21 protein-coding genes and 1 pseudogene are annotated in these 18187 nt (G+C 62.7%); 12 read left to right on the top strand and 10 right to left on the bottom strand.

What is annotated here, in order from left to right; genetic code table 11:
• Nucleotides 1-36: 36 nt before the first annotated feature.
• Both J4D28_RS12345 and J4D28_RS30690 read right to left on the bottom strand, forming a co-directional pair.
• Nucleotides 37-783, bottom strand: coding sequence for a LytTR family DNA-binding domain-containing protein (locus J4D28_RS12345; RefSeq protein ID WP_016703190.1), 747 nt, complete (start codon nucleotides 781-783; stop codon nucleotides 37-39).
• Nucleotides 780-932, bottom strand: a pseudogene (locus J4D28_RS30690) (sensor histidine kinase); the annotation flags it as partial. The gene J4D28_RS12345 and the pseudogene J4D28_RS30690, both read right to left, overlap by 4 nt.
• A gap of 443 nt (nucleotides 933-1375) precedes the next feature.
• Between J4D28_RS30690 and argH the strand changes: the two are divergent.
• Nucleotides 1376-2770: an argininosuccinate lyase gene (gene argH / locus J4D28_RS12340; RefSeq protein WP_009051440.1), complete on the top strand. Its 1395-nt coding sequence runs from the start codon at nucleotides 1376-1378 to the stop codon at nucleotides 2768-2770.
• 69 nt (nucleotides 2771-2839) lie between these two features.
• On the opposite strand, the gene J4D28_RS12335 is transcribed toward argH, so the two are convergent.
• Complete coding sequence (locus J4D28_RS12335; RefSeq protein ID WP_016703189.1) at nucleotides 2840-3496, bottom strand: glutathione S-transferase family protein; 657 nt, start codon at nucleotides 3494-3496, stop codon at nucleotides 2840-2842.
• A 124-nt stretch (nucleotides 3497-3620) separates the two neighbouring features.
• On the opposite strand from J4D28_RS12335, the gene J4D28_RS12330 reads away from it, so the two are divergent.
• The 3 genes from J4D28_RS12330 to J4D28_RS12320 all read left to right on the top strand — a co-directional run bounded on the left by J4D28_RS12330 (nucleotide 3621) and on the right by J4D28_RS12320 (nucleotide 7373).
• Nucleotides 3621-3917 (top strand): hypothetical protein, encoded by a 297-nt coding sequence (locus J4D28_RS12330; RefSeq protein WP_016703188.1) that lies wholly within the window; start codon nucleotides 3621-3623, stop codon nucleotides 3915-3917.
• A 186-nt stretch (nucleotides 3918-4103) separates the two neighbouring features.
• Nucleotides 4104-4349, top strand: coding sequence for a TIGR02647 family protein (locus J4D28_RS12325; RefSeq protein ID WP_007926676.1), 246 nt, complete (start codon nucleotides 4104-4106; stop codon nucleotides 4347-4349).
• 174 nt (nucleotides 4350-4523) lie between these two features.
• Entirely contained in the window at nucleotides 4524-7373 is a 2850-nt protein-coding gene (locus J4D28_RS12320; RefSeq protein ID WP_103330863.1) for a class I adenylate cyclase, read from the top strand.
• A gap of 18 nt (nucleotides 7374-7391) precedes the next feature.
• On the opposite strand, the gene rnk is transcribed toward J4D28_RS12320, so the two are convergent.
• From rnk to cyaY, 3 genes are all read right to left on the bottom strand, one after another.
• Complete coding sequence (gene rnk, locus J4D28_RS12315; protein ID WP_007926672.1) at nucleotides 7392-7805, bottom strand: nucleoside diphosphate kinase regulator; 414 nt, start codon at nucleotides 7803-7805, stop codon at nucleotides 7392-7394.
• Between the two features lie 147 nt (nucleotides 7806-7952).
• The gene (locus J4D28_RS12310) at nucleotides 7953-8186 is read right to left on the bottom strand and encodes a DUF1289 domain-containing protein (protein WP_009051444.1); all 234 of its coding nucleotides are present in this window, start codon (nucleotides 8184-8186) and stop codon (nucleotides 7953-7955) included.
• Between the two features lie 4 nt (nucleotides 8187-8190).
• Nucleotides 8191-8523, bottom strand: a complete 333-nt coding sequence (gene cyaY / locus J4D28_RS12305; protein WP_007926670.1) for an iron donor protein CyaY — start codon at nucleotides 8521-8523, stop codon at nucleotides 8191-8193.
• Between the two features lie 239 nt (nucleotides 8524-8762).
• On the opposite strand from cyaY, the gene J4D28_RS12300 reads away from it, so the two are divergent.
• From J4D28_RS12300 to J4D28_RS12275, 6 genes are read left to right on the top strand one after another with little or no spacing between them, the layout of a single operon-like run.
• Complete coding sequence (locus J4D28_RS12300) at nucleotides 8763-8915, top strand: LPS translocon maturation chaperone LptM (RefSeq protein WP_007926668.1); 153 nt, start codon at nucleotides 8763-8765, stop codon at nucleotides 8913-8915.
• Nucleotides 8916-8924: 9 nt separating this feature from the next.
• Complete coding sequence (lysA, locus tag J4D28_RS12295) at nucleotides 8925-10172, top strand: diaminopimelate decarboxylase (RefSeq protein ID WP_009051446.1); 1248 nt, start codon at nucleotides 8925-8927, stop codon at nucleotides 10170-10172.
• A gap of 4 nt (nucleotides 10173-10176) precedes the next feature.
• Nucleotides 10177-11007: a diaminopimelate epimerase gene (gene dapF / locus J4D28_RS12290; protein WP_009051447.1), complete on the top strand. Its 831-nt coding sequence runs from the start codon at nucleotides 10177-10179 to the stop codon at nucleotides 11005-11007.
• Between the two features lie 13 nt (nucleotides 11008-11020).
• On the top strand, nucleotides 11021-11746 hold the full coding sequence (locus J4D28_RS12285) for a DUF484 family protein (RefSeq protein WP_009051448.1): 726 nt from the start codon (nucleotides 11021-11023) through the stop codon (nucleotides 11744-11746).
• 2 nt (nucleotides 11747-11748) lie between these two features.
• A complete protein-coding gene (gene xerC / locus J4D28_RS12280; RefSeq protein ID WP_009051449.1) occupies nucleotides 11749-12645 on the top strand; it encodes a tyrosine recombinase XerC in 897 nt (298 codons plus the stop codon).
• Nucleotides 12645-13349, top strand: coding sequence for an HAD family hydrolase (locus J4D28_RS12275; RefSeq protein WP_103330862.1), 705 nt, complete (start codon nucleotides 12645-12647; stop codon nucleotides 13347-13349). The genes xerC and J4D28_RS12275 overlap by 1 nt, the downstream gene beginning before the upstream one ends.
• 97 nt (nucleotides 13350-13446) lie before the next feature.
• Here J4D28_RS12275 and sutA read toward each other — a convergent pair whose 3' ends face one another.
• The 4 genes from sutA to glnK all read right to left on the bottom strand — a co-directional run bounded on the left by sutA (nucleotide 13447) and on the right by glnK (nucleotide 16221).
• Entirely contained in the window at nucleotides 13447-13770 is a 324-nt protein-coding gene (gene sutA / locus J4D28_RS12270) for a transcriptional regulator SutA (protein ID WP_007926654.1), read from the bottom strand.
• Between the two features lie 102 nt (nucleotides 13771-13872).
• On the bottom strand, nucleotides 13873-14298 hold the full coding sequence (locus tag J4D28_RS12265; protein ID WP_016703180.1) for a secondary thiamine-phosphate synthase enzyme YjbQ: 426 nt from the start codon (nucleotides 14296-14298) through the stop codon (nucleotides 13873-13875).
• A gap of 211 nt (nucleotides 14299-14509) precedes the next feature.
• Nucleotides 14510-15847, bottom strand: a complete 1338-nt coding sequence (locus J4D28_RS12260; RefSeq protein ID WP_009051452.1) for an ammonium transporter — start codon at nucleotides 15845-15847, stop codon at nucleotides 14510-14512.
• Between the two features lie 35 nt (nucleotides 15848-15882).
• Nucleotides 15883-16221 carry a P-II family nitrogen regulator gene (gene glnK, locus J4D28_RS12255; protein WP_002555808.1) on the bottom strand — a complete coding sequence of 113 codons (339 nt, stop codon included), beginning with the start codon at nucleotides 16219-16221 and terminating at the stop codon, nucleotides 15883-15885.
• Nucleotides 16222-16637: 416 nt separating this feature from the next.
• On the opposite strand from glnK, the gene J4D28_RS12250 reads away from it, so the two are divergent.
• Nucleotides 16638-16898, top strand: coding sequence for an accessory factor UbiK family protein (locus J4D28_RS12250; RefSeq protein ID WP_007926648.1), 261 nt, complete (start codon nucleotides 16638-16640; stop codon nucleotides 16896-16898).
• A 226-nt stretch (nucleotides 16899-17124) separates the two neighbouring features.
• Complete coding sequence (locus J4D28_RS12245) at nucleotides 17125-18186, top strand: CDP-glycerol--poly(glycerophosphate) glycerophosphotransferase (protein ID WP_038635928.1); 1062 nt, start codon at nucleotides 17125-17127, stop codon at nucleotides 18184-18186.
• The last annotated feature ends 1 nt before the right edge of the window (nucleotide 18187 follow it).

The following is an 18187-nucleotide window of genomic DNA, read 5'->3' as shown; positions in this document are numbered from 1 at the left end:
GCGGGCGGGGTGCATGACCCGCCCGACTGTCCGGATCTAGAGCTGCTGCATCATCTTGCGCACGCCGGCCACATGCCGTCGGCTGACGATCAGCGCATCACCATTGAGCCCCTTGAGGAACAGCTGGAAATGCCCCAGCGGCGTACGCTGCAGGCGTTCGATGCGTTCACGGGCCACCAGGGCGTTGCGATGGATGCGAACGAAACGCTCGCCAAACTCGTCCTCCAGCGCCTTCAGGGGTTCGTCCAGCAGGACTTCGCCGCTCTCATGGCGCAAGGTCACGTATTTGTGGTCGGCAATGAAATAGACGACCTGATCCAGCGGGATCAGTTCGATACCTTTGCGGGTCCGTGCACTAATATGGCTACGGGGACCGCTGCCGCTTTCGGCGGCGGGCCGGGTCAGGGCCGCCAGCTGGACCCTGTTGGGGCGGTCGGCCTTTTTCAGTGCCTCGAGCAGATGCTCGGAACGCACCGGTTTGAGCAGGTGACCGACCTCGCTGACATCAAAAGCCTCGAGGGCGAATTCATCAGGGGCGGCACAAAACACCACGGCTGGCGGCGCTTCGCGTTCGCACAGGCGGGCGGCAACCTGCAGGCCATCGAGACCCGGCATGCGGATGTCGAGAAGCACGATATCCGGTTTCAGGCTGTCGATCAGGGCCAATGCCTCTTCGCCATTGGTGGCGCTGGGCTCCAGGACACTGTATCCCTCAAGCTCACTGACCATACGGCTCAGTCGCTCGCGGGCTAGGGGTTCGTCATCAACGATCAGGACATTCATATTGCGCTGGATTCCTGCGTGAGTCTCGCACAAGGATAGCGTAGACAGGTGAAGTGACGTCCGTCACGGCGATCCACGCTAAGACTAGTGCGAGGGCCAAAAAGTGCCCCACGACGGGCACCATTATTTACCCGGGCCTGCCCGACACCGCTCAAGGCCCGCCACTGCACGACATGGTCATGGGGACTGCTGATACAGGACACAAACACCCCCTCTTTTATAGTCGGCTTCCACCCAGGCCGCCTCCCTCGTGACTCGCGAGGCGGTGCCGGGGCCGGAGCGCATGCGACAACGGTTGCGTGATCAGCGACCAGGCTCGATGAAACATCCGAGATTGCGCTGTTCCTTCAGTCCAACTGTAGACGGTTGCCAAGACGATATTGCTCAAACGATAAATATCGTTACATCACCCCTCGCCCCCCGCCTTCGCTCGCCTAGTCTCTGCGCGCCCGAGGTCGGCGACAAGCGCCCGCGGCCCCCATGGCAGAAATAAAAACCTGCCGACCAGTGCCAGCTACAGGATTGGCAACCCTGTTATTATCCGCGGCAACTTTTCACCTCATTTCCCTTCCAGCCGATCACGAGCGAATTCATGAGCACTGACAAGACCAATCAGTCCTGGGGCGGCCGCTTCAGTGAGCCCGTCGACGCCTTCGTCGCCCGCTTCACCGCCTCCGTCACTTTCGACCAGCGCCTCTATCGTCACGACATCATGGGCTCGATCGCCCACGCCACCATGCTGGCCAAGGTCGGCGTACTGACCGATGCCGAACGCGACAGCATCATCGACGGCCTGAAAACCATCCAGGGCGAAATCGAGGCGGGCACCTTCGACTGGCGCGTCGATCTGGAAGACGTGCACATGAACATCGAAGCACGCCTGACCGACCGCATCGGCGTCACCGGCAAGAAGCTGCACACCGGCCGCAGCCGCAACGACCAGGTAGCCACCGATATCCGTCTGTGGCTGCGCGACGAAATCGATCTGATCCTGGCGGAAATCACCCGCCTGCAAAAAGGCCTGCTGGAACAAGCCGAGCGCGAAGCCGACACCATCATGCCGGGCTTCACCCACCTGCAGACCGCGCAGCCTGTGACCTTCGGTCATCACATGCTGGCCTGGTTCGAGATGCTCAGCCGCGACTACGAGCGCCTGGTCGATTGCCGCAAGCGCACCAACCGCATGCCTCTGGGCAGCGCCGCGCTGGCCGGCACCACCTACCCGATCGACCGCGAGCTGACTTGCCAACTGCTGGGCTTCGACGCCGTCGGTGGCAACTCGTTGGACAATGTGTCTGATCGCGATTTCGCCATTGAGTTCTGCGCCGCCGCCAGCGTGGCCATGATGCACCTGTCGCGTTTCTCCGAAGAGCTGGTGCTGTGGACCAGCGCGCAGTTCCAGTTCATCGATCTGCCCGACCGTTTCTGCACCGGCAGCTCGATCATGCCGCAAAAGAAAAACCCGGACGTTCCGGAGCTGGTTCGTGGCAAGAGCGGCCGCGTGTTCGGCGCCCTGATGGGTCTGCTGACCCTGATGAAGGGCCAGCCCCTGGCCTACAACAAGGACAACCAGGAAGACAAGGAACCGCTGTTCGACGCCGCCGACACCCTGCGCGACTCGCTGCGCGCCTTCGCCGACATGATCCCGGCGATCAAGCCCAAGCACGCGATGATGCGCGAAGCGGCGCTGCGCGGTTTCTCCACCGCCACCGACCTGGCGGACTACCTGGTACGCCGTGGCCTGCCATTCCGCGATTGCCACGAAATCGTTGGCCACGCCGTGAAGTACGGCGTGGAAACCGGCAAGGACCTGGCGGAAATGAGCCTGGAAGAACTGCGCAAGTTCAGCGACCAGATCGACCAGGACGTGTTTGCCGTGCTGACTCTGGAAGGCTCGGTCAACGCCCGTGACCACATCGGCGGCACCGCGCCAGCTCAAGTCAAGGCAGCGGTGGTTCGCGGCCAGGCGTTGTTGAGCAGCCGCTAAAAGCCAGCGCGGGCAAGCCACGCTCCCACAAGAGTGTGGCTTGCCCGCGATCAGCGACCTGAAGCCTTTCTACTTCTTGCTGGCGATCATCGCCAGGAACTGCGGCATTGCCACGTCCTTGTCCGCCGCGACCCGCTGCACGTTGGGCATCTGTTCCAGGCGCGCCATCAAGGCTTTGGCTGCCGGCATCTCGGCCAGAAGATCCATACCGAACAGCTTCTGCCCTACCGCGCAGGCCAGGCTCACGCTGTACAGGAAATACAGGTCCGCCACGCTCAGGCTGCTGCCCGCCACATAAGGGGCGAACTTGCCGTGCCTGGCCAGCGAGGCGAATCCCAGCACCAGCTCATTGCGGGACTTCTCCTTGATGGCCTCGGGAACCGCCGTGCCAAAAAACGCCTCGCCGTAACAGGCCCGCGCCGGCAACTCGATGTAAAGCTCGATCTCCTTGGCCAGCGCCAGCACCTGGGCACGCTCGAACGGATCGCTTGGCAGCAGCGCCGGGCCCGGCTGGGTTTCGAGGTATTCGAGGATCACGCTGGTTTCGTTGATAACGCCCCGCTCCACCCCCAGTACCGGCACCTTGCCGCGCGGGCTGATGGCTAATGCTTCAGGGCTTTGCCCGGCGTAGAACGGCACTTCCTCGAAAGGCAGGCCTTTTTCCAGCAATGCCAGTTTCACCATGTTGTAGTAGTTGCTGACGGCGAATCCATAAAGCTTGAGCATGCGTAGCCTCCAGGCCGGGTACGGGGTTGGCAGCCACTCTTATAGATCCTCGACAGCCGACTGGCCAGCAGCATCAGGCTCCTGAATACGAGTAAACTGGCGACCTTTCCTTGAGGAGCCTGCCATGAGCGAGCCAACCCCCGACACCCACGAAGACGACAACGACGAAGAAGCGTTCACCGAAAACACCCTGATCGAAGCGATCGAAAACCAGATCGAAAGCGACAACCCGCCAGCGGCCAAAGCCACCTTCAACAAGCTGACCCTGGTCGGCTATGAGCGTGACGAAATCCTCAACCTCATGGCCCATGTCCTGGCGGTGGAAATCGACGCGATCCTCGAAGAAGACCGCGCGTTCGATACCCAATGGTACGAAGCCGCGCTGCGTGCCCTGCCCGAGCTGCCGCCCGAGAAGAAGTAAGCCCGCCACGCCCCGCGCCCGCGCCTGGCCGGCGCGATTGCGGGCCTTGACTACACTGGTACGCGCCCTGCGGCCAAATACCGCCGCCCAGGGGCGTAAAAGTCCGCAGCGGACACTGGACAGGCTGCACAACTGCGGTCACCTTAAGGACGCTGTCGTCTAATTCCTAGAAAGTCTGGAGTCCTTATGTCGTATACCCCTGAGTTGGTTGCCGAACTGGAAATCCTTGCACTCTTCAACCTGGACAGTTCCCAGGAAGGCCTGAAAATCCATCAGACCGCTGCCCCCCAAGCTATCGCCGCCGCACGACGCCTGTTTGAAAAAGAGCTCATTACCCAGCCCGATGGTGGTTACCTGACCAGCCTGGGCCGCGATGCCGCCGAGCATGCCCAAGGCCTGCTGACCATTCTGACGGTCAAAGAAGCCGCCTGAACGCTCTCCCCTACGGCCCTCGGAATCCCCGCCTGTCGGATTCCGCGGGCAAGCTCCAGCGGCATGTTGGAAATCTGACGTCAAAAATAAAATTCAGCTTAAAGCTCGCCCTCGACTGGCTGTAAACTCCTGCGCACAAGACCTCCCACGTTCAAGCTTCGCGAGCCTGTTTGAATGACCCGCACCCATGAAATCCGCCCAGATCTGGACGAGGGAATCGATCGCAAGGTTCTCAGCCAGTTGCGCGCGCGCTTTCTGAAGCTCAATGAGGGGCGCCTGGGCCGGGCCATGGAAGGGTTGTCGCCACGCCAGCAACTGGTGCTCAACCTGTTGCCGCTGTTCTTTCACGTCAACCACCCGCTATTACCGGGTTATGTGTCGGGCGGCACACCGGCCGGGCTGTCGAACTACGAGCCCGACACACCGACGCTCAACGAAGCCCAGCGCCTGACCCGCTCGTTTTCCTACAAGGCCCGCCCCGGAAATGCGCCGCGGCCTATCCACGGCCTGTTCCTGATGGGCAGCCTGGGCACCCTGGCCCAGGCCGACCAGAGCGATATGGACGTGTGGGTCTGCCATGCGCCCGACCTCGGCGAAAACGAACTGGCCGAACTGCGCAAGAAATGCCTGCTGCTGGAAGCCTGGGCCGCCAGCCAGGGCGCCGAGGCGCACTTCTTCCTGATCGACCCCAGCCGCTTTGTCCGTGGCGATCGCGACACCCAGCTGAGCTCCGACGATTGCGGCACCACCCAGCACTACCTGCTGCTGGACGAGTTCTACCGCACCGCCATCTGGCTGGCCGGACGCACGCCGCTGTGGTGGCTGGTGCCGGTGTACGAAGAAGCCCGCTACCACGAATACACCCATACGCTGCTGTCCAAGCGTTTCATCCCCGCCGACGAAAACCTCGACCTTGGCCATCTGGCCCATATTCCGCCGGGCGAATTCATCGGTGCCGGGCTCTGGCAACTGTTCAAGGGCATCGAGTCGCCGTACAAGTCCGTGCTCAAGTTGCTGCTGACCGAGGTCTACGCCAGCGAACACCCGCGGGTGGAATGCCTGAGCCTGCGCTTCAAGCAGGCGGTGTTCGCCAACCGCCTGGACCTCGACGAGCTGGACCCGTACATCGTGGTCTACCGGCGCATCGAGGAATACCTCAAGGCCCGCGGCGAGCCGGAGCGCCTGGAGCTGGTGCGTCGTAGCCTGTACCTGAAGGTCAACCGCAAGCTCACCGGCAACAACGGTGCACGCAACCCGAGCTGGCAGCGCACGCTGCTCGAACGGCTGGCCCACGAATGGGGTTGGGATCAGCGCCAGCTGGCGATGCTCGACAGCCGCAGCCAGTGGAAAGTCCGCCAGGTCAGCGCCGAGCGCCGGGCCCTGGTCAATGAGCTGAATTACAGCTACCGCTTCCTGACCCAGTTCGCCCGTACCGAGCAGACCCTTGGCCTGATCAACAAGCGCGACCTGAATATCCTTGGCCGCCGCCTGTACGCGGCCTTTGAACGCAAGGCCGGCAAGATCGAGTTCATCAACCCCGGCATTGCCCCGGACCTGGCCGAAGACACCCTGACCCTGGTGCAGTCGCCCAACAAGAAAGAGCCGGGGCAAACCCACTGGGGCCTGTACAACGGCAGCCTGAATGCCCTGGAGTGGGAACACTTCGCGCCGATCAAGCGCAGCCGCGAACTACTGGAGCTGTTGACCTGGTGCCATCGCAACGGGGTGATCGACAGCAGCACGCGCCTGGCGCTGCACCCGGGCAGCAGCGACTTGAGCGAGTTCGAGCTGTTCAATCTGCTGGGCAGCCTGCAACAGACCATCGCCCTGCCCCTGGGCACCGTCAGCGAAGAACACCTGCTGCACAGCAGCGTGCCCAGCGAAGTGCTGATCCTGGTGAACGTCGGCCACGACCCGCTCAAGCACCACCGCGACCTGAACATCCTGATGACCACCGAGCGCACCGACTCTTTGAGCTACGCCGGGGTGCGGGAAAACCTGGTGCTGACCCTCGACCAGGTGACGCTCAACAGCTGGAACGAGGTCTTGGTCGGTCGTTACGACGGCGCCCATGCCCTGCTCGACTGCCTGCGCGACTACCTCAACAACCTGCCGCGCGGCCCCGAGCAGCCGAAGCTGCGAGTGCGCTGCTTCTGCCACAACCGCGCGCAGTTCATCGCCCAACGGGTCGAAGAGCTGTTCGACACGGCGCAGAACCTGTTGCTCAGCCAGCTCAATCACCGCTACCTGATCCAGGTGCAGCAGCATTACCACGTGCTGGAACTGGTGCCGGGCCAGGTCAATCATGTAGCGCTGGCGAGCCTGCCGGCGCTGATTGACTACCTGGGCGAAGAGCAGTCGAGCTACAGCCCGCTGCACCTGGACCCGATGGCCCTGGAAGAACACGACCTGGCGCTGATCCTGCCGATGGGCCAGCCTGATTGCATCCAGGTGTTCTACCGCGTCGTCGAGGCCCAGGCCGAGCTGTACGTGCTGGATGAATTCGATGCGCTCTGGCAGCAACGCCTGCCCTACCACGACGAACAGAGCCTGCTGGTGCCCCTGCAACGCTTCCTGCAGTCGATCCTCTATCGGCGCGACGCCCAGCTGCCGATGGAGGCTTCGCAGCCCCTCGTGCCGCTGGACATTTTGTATTACCAGATATTGCCTTCAGGCAGCACAAGGGCCCGTCGAATCGAGCCACGCCCAGCGCCGCAGACGCCAGCGAACAAAGCCTTTTATGACGTGCAGGGCATCATCGGCAAAGCCGCACCGGGGCAGGTACAGGTCACCCTGTATTGCAATCAACGGGAGTTTTCCGAGCTGGAGCATGGCGACCAGTTGTTCGCCGCAGTCGCCCAGGAGATTGTCGGCCAGCGCCGCGAAGCTGAACGCTATCGCTGCTACATCACCGACCTGGACCTGTCCGGCCTGCTCGGTGACCACCACGGCTCAAGCAATCTTTACCTGCGCTACAAGGCCGACCTGGAGCGCGCCTTGAACGACGCGCTCGAGCAGGTCTAGCCGCTCAGAGACGCTTAATCAGAGGTGAAAATCGCCAGCCGCTTCGGGCTGGTATTCCACTTCCAGCAGGGTCAGCTTCAGGGTCTTGCCGCCCGGTGCTGGCCAGTCGATGTACTGCCCGACCTGCAAGCCGAGCAAGGCGCTGCCCACCGGCGCCAGGATAGAGATCCGGCCTTCGTCGGCATTGGCGTCCTGTGGATACACCAGGGTCAGGTGATAGTCCTTGCCGCTGCCCTCTTCGCGGCAATGCACGCGCGAGTTCATGGTCACGACACCGGGCGGGACTTCATCGTGGCCCACCAGGGTTTCGGCGCGATCCAGCTCGGTCTGCAACGCAATGACGCCAGGCAGCGTGTCGTCCAGGCTGTCGATCAGGCGCTCCAGACGCTGCACGTCGAGGCGGGTGAGAATGATGGAAGGTGCGGTGCTCATGATCCAGGCAGACTCCTTTTTTCGGCACAAAAAAGCAAAACCCCGTCCAGATAAGACGGGGTTTTCACCGGCCTCGATGTGGCGAGGCGTAACCGGACACTACCACAGCAGCACAAATAAACAAGCTACCGGATTTAGGGGCCCGGGCTAGCCGACGCTCGGCGCCGCCGCCCGCTTGCGCTCCAGCGCCTGGCGACAGATGACGCGCCGACGCTCATCGTCCGCCGAGCGCCATTCGCGAATGTCTTCGACATGCCGGAAACAGCCCTTGCAGACTTTTTCCTCGTCCAGCCGGCACAGGCTGATACAGGGCGAGGCCACGGCCGGGCTGACATTGCTGTACAGCGGCTTGGGCGGGCGCACCGGGGCGGTTGGCGTCACGGTCTCAGAGCCCTTCGAACTCGAGCTTGATGTCGGCCTGCTCGAGGACGATGCGCTCGAGCATTTCGCCCAGCTGCTCTTCGCTCTTGTCGCACATCCAGCGCTCGCTTTCTTCGTCGTAGTCGAAGTGGAAACCACCGGAGCGCGCGGCCAGCCACAGCTGACGCAGCGGTTCCTGGCGGCTGAAGATCACCTGGCTACCGTTTTCGAACTTGACGGTGAGCACACCGGCGGAGCTCTCCAGATCGATATCCAGGTCACTCTCCTCGAAAATGTCCTCCAGCGTCTGCTGGGTGGCATCGACCAGGTCGTGGAAACGGGCTTCAGTCAAACTCATTGCGGGAACCTCGAAAAGTGTCTACTCACGCTCAAGCGCCGCAAGATACGGGCGCATCCGGGCGAATGCAAAGGATACCGATCAAGGGCGTGGACAGCAGAGAAAATATCCCCGCAACCGCCGCGCCCACCCCCTGCGCCCGGGGCAAAGGCCCGCCGGACGGGTGTTCCAGCGCATAGGCAAGCCGTCGGGTGGTCGGTATACTCGGGCGCAATTAACGCATTCTCAAGGATTTCGCCATGAAGCGCCTGATCTCTTCCCTTGCTGCGCTCGTCGCGGTTGCCTGCCTTGTCACTGCCTGCGGTCAAAAAGGCCCGCTGTATCTTCCCGATGACAGCAAATCCCCCGAAGACCAGGGTCACTCGCAGTCGCACAAGCACGACACCAACTAAGGGAACCCCATGGACGCTTTTAACTACCGCGACGGGCAGCTGTTCGCGGAAGGTGTAGCGTTGTCCGCCATTGCCGAACGCTTTGGCACGCCGACCTACGTCTATTCCCGAGCGCATATCGAAGCGCAGTACCACGCGTACGCCGATGCCCTCGCCGGCATGCCGCACCTGGTCTGCTTCGCGGTAAAGGCCAACTCCAACCTGGGTGTACTGAATGTCCTGGCGCGTCTGGGCGCCGGTTTCGACATCGTCTCCCGCGGCGAGCTGGAACGCGTCCTGGCAGCTGGCGGCGCGGCCGACAAGATCGTCTTCTCCGGTGTCGGCAAGACCCGTGACGACATGCGTCGCGCCCTGGAAGTCGGTGTGCACTGCTTCAACGTCGAGTCCAGCGACGAGCTGGAGCGCCTGCAACAGGTCGCCGCCGAACTCAATGTTCGCGCGCCGGTCTCGCTGCGGGTCAACCCGGATGTCGACGCGGGCACCCACCCGTACATTTCCACCGGCTTGAAGGAAAACAAGTTCGGTATCGCCATCGCCGATGCCGAAGACGTGTACATCCGCGCGGCCCAGTTGCCGAACCTGGAAGTGGTCGGCGTCGACTGCCATATCGGCTCGCAACTGACCACCCTGGCCCCCTTCATCGATGCCCTCGACCGTCTGCTGGACCTGGTCGACCGCCTGGGCGAATGCGGCATCTACCTGCGCCACATCGACCTCGGTGGTGGCCTGGGCGTGCGTTATCGCGATGAAGAGCCGCCGCTGGCCGCCGACTACGTCAAGGCCGTGCGCGAACGCCTCGACGGCCGCGACCTGGAACTGGTCTTCGAACCCGGCCGCTTCATCGTCGCCAACGCCGGGGTACTGCTGACCCGGGTCGAGTACCTCAAGCACACCGAACACAAGGACTTCGCCATCGTCGACGCGGCAATGAACGACCTGATCCGCCCGGCCCTGTACCAGGCCTGGATGGACGTCAGCGCCGTGCGCCCGCGCAATGGCCAGGCACGTACCTACGACATCGTCGGCCCGATCTGCGAAACCGGCGACTTCCTGGCCAAGGAACGTCAGCTGGCCCTGGAAGAAGGCGACCTGCTGGCCGTGCATTCGGCCGGTGCCTACGGTTTCGTCATGAGCTCCAACTACAACACCCGCGGTCGCGCTGCTGAAGTGCTGGTCGATGGTGAACAGGCTGTTGAAGTGCGTCGCCGCGAGACGGTAGCCGAGTTGTTTGCTGGCGAAAGCCTGCTGCCGGAGTAGAACCATGCTGCTGCGTTTTACCAAGATGCACGGCCTGGGTAATGACTTCATGGTCCTCGACCTGGTCAGCCAGCACGCGCACATCCTGCCCAAACATGCCAAGCAATGGGGTGATCGCAACACCGGTGTCGGTTTCGACCAGTTGCTGATCGTCGAGGCGCCGAGCAACCCGGACGTGGACTTCCGCTACCGGATCTTCAATGCCGACGGCTCCGAAGTGGAGCAATGCGGTAACGGTGCGCGCTGTTTCGCCCGTTTCGTCCTGGACAAGCGCCTGACCACCAAGCGCCAGATCCGCGTCGAGACCAAGAGCGGCATCATCGAACTGGATGTGCGCAACGACGGTCAGATCAGCGTCGACATGGGCGCGCCGCGCCTGGTGCCCGAGCAGATCCCGTTCGTGGCGCCAGCCCAGGCCTTGAGTTACCAGGTCGAAGTCGACGGCCAGAGCGTCGAGCTGGCCGCCGTGTCCATGGGCAACCCCCATGCCGTGCTGCGGGTCAACGACATCAACAGCGCGCCGGTGCATGAGCTGGGACCGAAGATCGAACATCACTCGCGCTTCCCGGCCCGGGTCAATGTCGGCTTTATCCAGGTCATCGACCGTCAGCGCGCGCAGTTGCGGGTCTGGGAACGTGGCGCCGGGGAAACCCAGGCCTGCGGTACTGGCGCCTGCGCCGCCGCAGTGGCCGCGATCAGCCAGGGGTGGATGGATTCGCCGCTATTGATCGACCTGCCGGGCGGGCGCCTGTCCATCGAGTGGGCAGGCCCTGGCCAACCGGTGAAGATGACCGGCCCGGCAGTGCGCGTATACGAAGGACAGGTGCGTCTTTGAATGAGCGAAAACCATGACTGATCAGCCTCAGGTTCCAGCCGAACAGCCCGACGAATCTCCTGCCGAAAACCTCGAGGCGGCGGCGATCGCCGCGTATCTGGAGGCGCATCCGGACTTCTTCGTCGAGCATGAAGAACTGCTCCCGGCGTTGCGCATTCCCCATCAGCGCGGTGACACCATCTCGCTGGTGGAGCGGCAGATGAAGATCCTGCGCGAGCGCAACATCGAGATGCGCCACCGGCTTTCGCAGTTGATGGACGTGGCCCGCGACAACGACCGGCTCTTCGAGAAGACCCGCCGCCTGATTCTCGCGCTGATGGATGCCAACAGCCTGGAAGACGTGGTGATGAGCGTCGAAGACAGTCTGCGCCAGGACTTCCAGGTGCCGTTCGTGAGCCTGATCCTATTCAGCGACAGTGCCATGCCGGTAGGCCGCTGGGTCACCGCCGCCGACGCCCAGACCGCCATCGGCGGCTTGCTGACCGAAGGCAAGAGCGTCAGCGGCAGCCTGCGCGAGCATGAGCTGGACTTCCTGTTCGGCGAAGAACAGCGCCAGCAGATCGGCTCCAGCGCCGTGGTCGCCATCGCCCATCAGGGCATTCACGGCGTGCTGGCCATCGCCAGCCGCGACCCGCAGCACTACAAAAGCTCGGTGGGGACGCTGTTCCTCAGCTACATCGCCGAAGTCATGGGCCGCGTGCTGCCGCGCTTCACTCACTCGCTACGCTCGGTTCGCTGACCATGGAACGACAACTGGACGCCTACTGCGAGCACCTGCGCAGTGAGCGCCAAGTGTCGCCCCATACGCTGCAAGCCTACCGCCGCGACCTGGAAAAAGTGCTGGCCTTCTGTGCCAAGCAGCAGGTTTCCAGCTGGTCCGACCTGGACATCCAGAGCCTGCGCAGCATGATTGCGCGCCTGCACCAGCAGGGCCAATCCTCCCGCAGCCTGGCGCGCCTGCTCTCCGCCGTGCGCGGCCTGTATCACTATCTGAACCGCGAAGGCCTGTGCAATCACGACCCGGCCAACGGCCTGGCGCCGCCCAAGGGCGAGCGTCGCCTGCCCAAGACCCTGGACACCGATCGCGCCTTGCAATTGCTCGATGGCGCGGTGGAAGACGATTTCCTCGCGCACCGCGACCAGGCGATTCTCGAGCTGTTCTATTCCTCCGGGCTGCGCCTGTCGGAGCTGACCAGCCTGGACCTCGAACAACTGGACCTGGCCGACGGCCTGGTGCAGGTGCACGGCAAAGGCAGCAAGACACGGGTCCTGCCGGTCGGCAAAAAGGCCCGCGAGGCGCTGCAACTCTGGCTGCCACTGCGGGCTCTGAGCAATCCGCCGGACGACGCGGTGTTCGTCAGCCAGCAGGGCCGGCGCCTGGGTCCACGGGCGATCCAGCTGCGGGTCAAGGCCGCCGGCGAGCGCGAGCTGGGACAGAACCTGCATCCGCACATGCTGCGACACTCCTTCGCCAGCCACATGCTGGAATCCTCCCAGGACCTGCGCGCCGTACAGGAACTGCTGGGGCACTCGGATATCAAGACCACGCAGATCTATACCCACCTGGACTTCCAGCACCTGGCAGCGGTCTACGACAGCGCCCACCCACGGGCCAAACGCAACAAAGGCGGTGAGTAATGACGATCAAGCTGATCACCTTCGATCTCGACGACACGCTGTGGGATACCGCGCCCGTGATCGTCAGCGCCGAAGCCGTACTGCGCCAGTGGCTGACCGACCACGCTCCGCAGCTGGGCAGCGTACCGGTGGAGCATCTCTGGACCATCCGTGAACGGGTGCTGAACAACGAACCGGGGCTCAAGTACCGCATCAGCGCGCTGCGCCGGCGGGTGCTGTTTCATGCGCTGGAGGAAGCCGGCTACGACCTGGGACAGGCCAATGCCCTGGCTGACCAGAGTTTTGAAGTGTTCCTGCATGCCCGGCATCAACTGGATATCTTTCCCGAAGTGCAGCCGACCCTGGAAGCGCTAGCCAACCACTTCGCGCTGGGCGTGGTCACCAATGGCAACGCCGATGTGCGCCGCCTGGGGCTGGCGGATTACTTCAAGTTCGCCCTGTGCGCCGAAGACATCGGCATCGCCAAGCCCGATGCACGGCTGTTTCACGAGGCCCTGCAACGGGGCGAGGCGACGCCGGACACCGCCGTGCACATCGGCGACCACCCGGGCGACGACATCGCCGGGGCGCAGCAGGCCGGCTTGCGGGCCATCTGGTTCAACCCGGCCGGCAAGGTCTGGGAGGCCGAGCGGCTGCCGGACGCGGAAATCCGCAGCCTGACCGAACTGCCGAAACTGCTGGCGCGCTGGCACAGAGGCGCCTGATAGCTCGATCACCGCAATACGGTGTCATTGCCCAACAAGCGCCCATGAAAAAGCCCGCAGCGACGGCGGGCTTTTTCAGCAAGCAAGTGGCGGGCGCTTAGATAGGCCGGCTACCGTACTTGTTATCAGGCTTCTTGGGCGGATCGGCAACCACATTGGCCTCGACTTCCTGCACTTTACCGCCACGGGCCAGGAACTCCTCCATGGCGCGCGCCAGTGCATCACGCTCTTTGTTCTTGGCTTCGACACTCGGCAACTCGTCTACCGAGACGGCAGCCTTGGCCTTGCCTTTGGCGGTCGGGGCAGGAACATCACTGCCATCGTCTTCCGCCACATCGTCGGCGGCCGCTTCAAGACCTTCTTCGGTTTCGTCTTCGTCGCCTACTTCGAGGTCGTCGTTTTCCAGATCATCGTCGCTCATGTTCTACCTCATGACTTGCGAAAAGCAGATTAGTTATAGCCCAGCTGAGCCGACTGTCGAAGGCCGCTGGAAAAAAATCAACATCCACTGATAACCAGCGGCTTATGCCTTATCACCGTGCAAGGTGGCAAGGACTTTGCGGGCACCGCCATGATCGCGATGCTCGCCCAGATAAACGCCTTGCCAGCTGCCTAACGCCAAGCGACCTGCCGATACCGGCAAGCTCAATTGACAGCCTAGCAAACTGGCCTTGAAGTGCGCCGGCAGATCATCGGGCCCTTCGTCGTCATGTTCATACCCGGCCATGCCTTGCGGCACCAGGGTGTTGAAAAAACGCTCGAAGTCACGACGAACCGCAGGGTCGGCATTCTCGTTGATGGTCAACGAGGCCGAGGTATGCTGCAGCCACAAATGCAACAGACCGACCCGGCATGCCTTCAGTTCAGGCAGGCCGGCGAGCAACTCGTCCGTTACCAGATGAAAGCCCCGGGGCCTTGCCCGCAGGGTAATCAGAGTCTGTTGCCACATACAGTTCTCCGCACATTCGGCGCGCATTCTAGCGCGCTCTGGGAAAAAACAAAGTGCCGAATATTCCTCCAATGCTGTAAGTCATTGACCCGAAAAAAAAGCGCTCATCAAACTGGCTGACAAGCTCTGGGAAAAACCTTTCAGCTGTCTCTCAATGACAAAACGCAGACAAAAAAATGCCCGGCAAGCCGGGCATTTTTTTCAGGCGAAATTACAGGTTGTAACCACGCTCGTTGTGTTGCGCCAGGTCGAGGCCGACCGACTCTTCTTCCTCGGTGACACGCAGCCCGATGACCACATCCAGCACCTTGAGGATGATGAAGGTGACGATCGCGGTGTAGATCACCGTGAAGCCCACGCCTTTGCACTGGATCCACACTTGTGCGGCGATGTCGGTCACGGTGCCGAAGCCGCCCAGCGATGGCGCGGCAAACACGCCGGTGAGGATCGCGCCGAGGATACCGCCGATACCGTGCACGCCGAAGGCGTCCAGGGAGTCGTCGTAGCCCAGTTTGCGTTTCAGGGTGGTCGCGCAGAAGAAGCACACCACGCCCGCAGCCAGGCCGATCACCAGGGCGCCCATCGGGCCTACGGTGCCAGCGGCAGGCGTGATCGCCACCAGGCCGGCAACCACACCCGAGGCGATGCCCAGGGCGCTTGGCTTACCGTGGGTCAGCCATTCGGCGAACATCCAGCCCAGCGCCGCGGCGGCGGTGGCGATCTGGGTCACCAGCATCGCCATGCCGGCGGTGCCGTTGGCGGCGGCGGCGGAACCGGCGTTGAAGCCGAACCAGCCGATCCACAGCATGGCCGCGCCCATCAGGGTGTAACCCAGGTTGTGCGGCGCCATCGGGGTGGTCGGGAAGCCTTTACGCTTGCCCAGCACCAGGCAAGCCACCAGGCCGGCGATACCGGCGTTGATGTGCACCACGGTGCCGCCGGCGAAGTCCAGCACGCCCCAGTCCCACATCAGGCCGCCATTGCCGGACCAGACCATGTGCGCGATCGGCGCGTAGACCAGGGTGAACCAGATGGCCATGAAGATCAGCATGGCGGAGAACTTCATCCGCTCGGCGAAGGCACCGACGATCAGCGCCGGGGTAATGATGGCGAAGGTCATCTGGAAGGTGATGAACACCGCCTCGGGGAACAGCGCCGCCGGGCCGGTCAGGCTCGCCGGGGTGACGCCGGCCAGGAAGGCCTTGCCCATGCCGCCGACGAAGGAGTTGAAGTTGACGACGCCCTGCTCCATGCCGGTGGTGTCGAACGCGATGCTGTAGCCATAAATGACCCACAGGATGCTGATCAGACCGGTAATGGCGAAGCACTGCATCATCACGGAAAGAATGTTTTTCGAGCGCACCATGCCGCCGTAGAACAGCGCCAGGCCGGGAATGGTCATGAACAGCACCAGGGCCGTCGAGGTCAGCATCCAGGCGGTATCGCCGGAATTGAGGACTGGGGCTGCCACTTCGTCCGCCGCCATGGCCAGGCCAGGCATTACGAGGGACAACAGGGCTCCTAGCCCTGCGATTTTACGCAGAGTCATATTGTTTTCTCCTGGGGCGTTGGGTTTGGGGCGGCTTAGATGGCGTCGGTATCGGTTTCGCCGGTACGGATGCGAATAGCCTGTTCCAGATTGACCACGAAGATCTTGCCGTCACCGATCTTGCCGGTGTTGGCGGCCTTGGTTATCGCCTCGATGACCCGATCAAGATCCTTGTCGTCGATGGCGACGTCGATCTTCACCTTGGGCAGGAAGTCGACTACGTACTCCGCGCCGCGATACAGCTCGGTGTGCCCCTTCTGCCGGCCGAAGCCTTTGACCTCAGTAACGGTAATGCCCTGCACGCCGATCTCGGACAGCGACTCGCGCACGTCGTCCAACTTGAACGGCTTGATGATGGCAGTGACTAGCTTCATGAAACTTTCTCCCGAATTGGTGGACTTGCCCCAGGAAAACAAACCCGACTCAAGTCTAAGCGCAGTGCCTGGCTTTGTAACGCATCGTCGGCCTTCCTCGACCAGACCGACGCCAGCTAACCGCTGCCGACGAAACACTTCCCCGCTCCGCCTGCCGCACTGCATTCGTCACAGCGACTGCATCAGTGCATGGGTCATCAGCGACTAAGCAGAAACCTTGCCATCTCATGAAAACCCACTGATTTCAGTCCCTTGGCCGCCGCCACGGAGACCACTTCGCCATCATCGCCACGGATACGCACAACAACGGTGCGCCACTGCCCGGCGCAATGCGCGAAAAGCGTGCATCCCCGCCTGCCAATTGACTATAGACAGTGCGTGATACACTGCCCGCCATTGTTTTCAGGACACCTCCCATGCTCGCGCCCAAAGACCTCCTCGATGCCCTGAGCGGCCATGCCGCCCGCCTGTTCAGCGGCGATACCCCACTGCCCCGCGCCGAAATCGAAAGCCAGTTCAAGGCCCTGCTGCAAAGCGGCTTCAGCAAGCTGGACCTGGTCAGCCGGGAAGAATTCGACAGCCAGATGGTCGTCCTGGCCCGCACCCGCGCCCGCCTGGAAAGCCTCGAGGCGAAGGTGGCCGAGCTGGAAGCGAAGCTCAATCCGAGCGAGCAATAACCAGCTCGACCGCGCTCCTGCGCATAGGCTCGACCGGACAGCACCTGCCATCGGTCGAGCCGGGCCCTGCCAGCAAAGATTTTCCGCCCCGCCCGTTCATTTCCCCCTACTCCGCCGATAACATGTCCAGCGTTTGCGATCCTGGCCCCCCTTGGGCGAGTCATGCCCCGCAACACCGCCAAGCAACGCGAACGCTTGCCTCGACTTAATTGCACCAGGTAGCCCTATGACCGCGCCAAAACCCTTCAGCCGCTTGGCCTTCTTCGTTCATACCGCCGAGATGCTCAATCACTATCAGGCGGTCTGGAGCCTGCTCGGGGCCGACGCTTTCGACGTGGTCCTGCATGGCACCCATGAAGAGCGCGCGCAAAGCCGCGAACTGATCGGCGGCCTGGGTTACAGCTGCCACGGCAGCCTGGATGTGATCAAGGCCAATCACCGCTATGACGTGGTGGTCTCCAACCACAGCATGTACGACCACGGCTCGCAGCCGATGATCAAGGCGCTGGGCCATCGGCAGGTGCGCTTCATGTACGCCCTGGGCAAGTACAAACACAACTTTTCCAGCTGGAACCAACACTACGACCTGATCCTGTGTTTCGGCCCCTGGCAGGCCGAGCGCCTGCGCGAATGCTGCGACGCCGTGACCTTCCAGATGGGTTACCCGCGCTACGACGCCTACTTCCGCGAAACCTCGCTGCAAGGCCAGCACCCGGCGGACCTGGCCCTGGACCGGGCGAAAAAGACCGTGCTGTGGCTGCCGACCTGGATGGAGCTGTCGTCGATCAGCCGCTTCGCCGACGCCATGGCCGGGTTGTGCGATCGCTACAACGTCATCGTGAAGACCCATCCGCTGTCGGCCGAGGCCGATCCCGAGGCGCTGAAACTGCTTGAGCAATACCCGTTCACCGCGGTGATTACCCGCGTCTACGACAACCTGACCCTGTTCCGCTGCGCCGACTATGTGGTTTCGGACTACGGCGGAACCGCGTTCGGCGCCCTGTACCTGGACAAGAACCTGCTGCTGTTGAACGTACCGGACGCCGAGCAGGACGCGCTGACCGGCGAGGAATCGCCCGATGTGCTGCTGCGCAACGACATCGTCAACCTCGACCCTGAGGCGCGTTGGCAACTGGCCGACCTGCTGGGGGACGAAAGCCTCTGGCAACAGCAGGCCGCGGTCCGCCAGCGCCTGCGTCGCCATTACTTCGCGCCCAGCTATGGTTTCTCGGCGGAGCTGGCGGTCCTGGCGCTGCGCAACATCGAAAACATACTCAAGCAGGGGTGAA

It is taken from the genome of Pseudomonas sp. GW531-T4 (assembly GCF_017349615.1).
In the GTDB taxonomy this organism is placed as follows: Bacteria; Pseudomonadota; Gammaproteobacteria; order Pseudomonadales; family Pseudomonadaceae; genus Aquipseudomonas; species Aquipseudomonas chlororaphis_I.
This window is presented reverse-complemented; position numbering and strand designations above follow the sequence as displayed.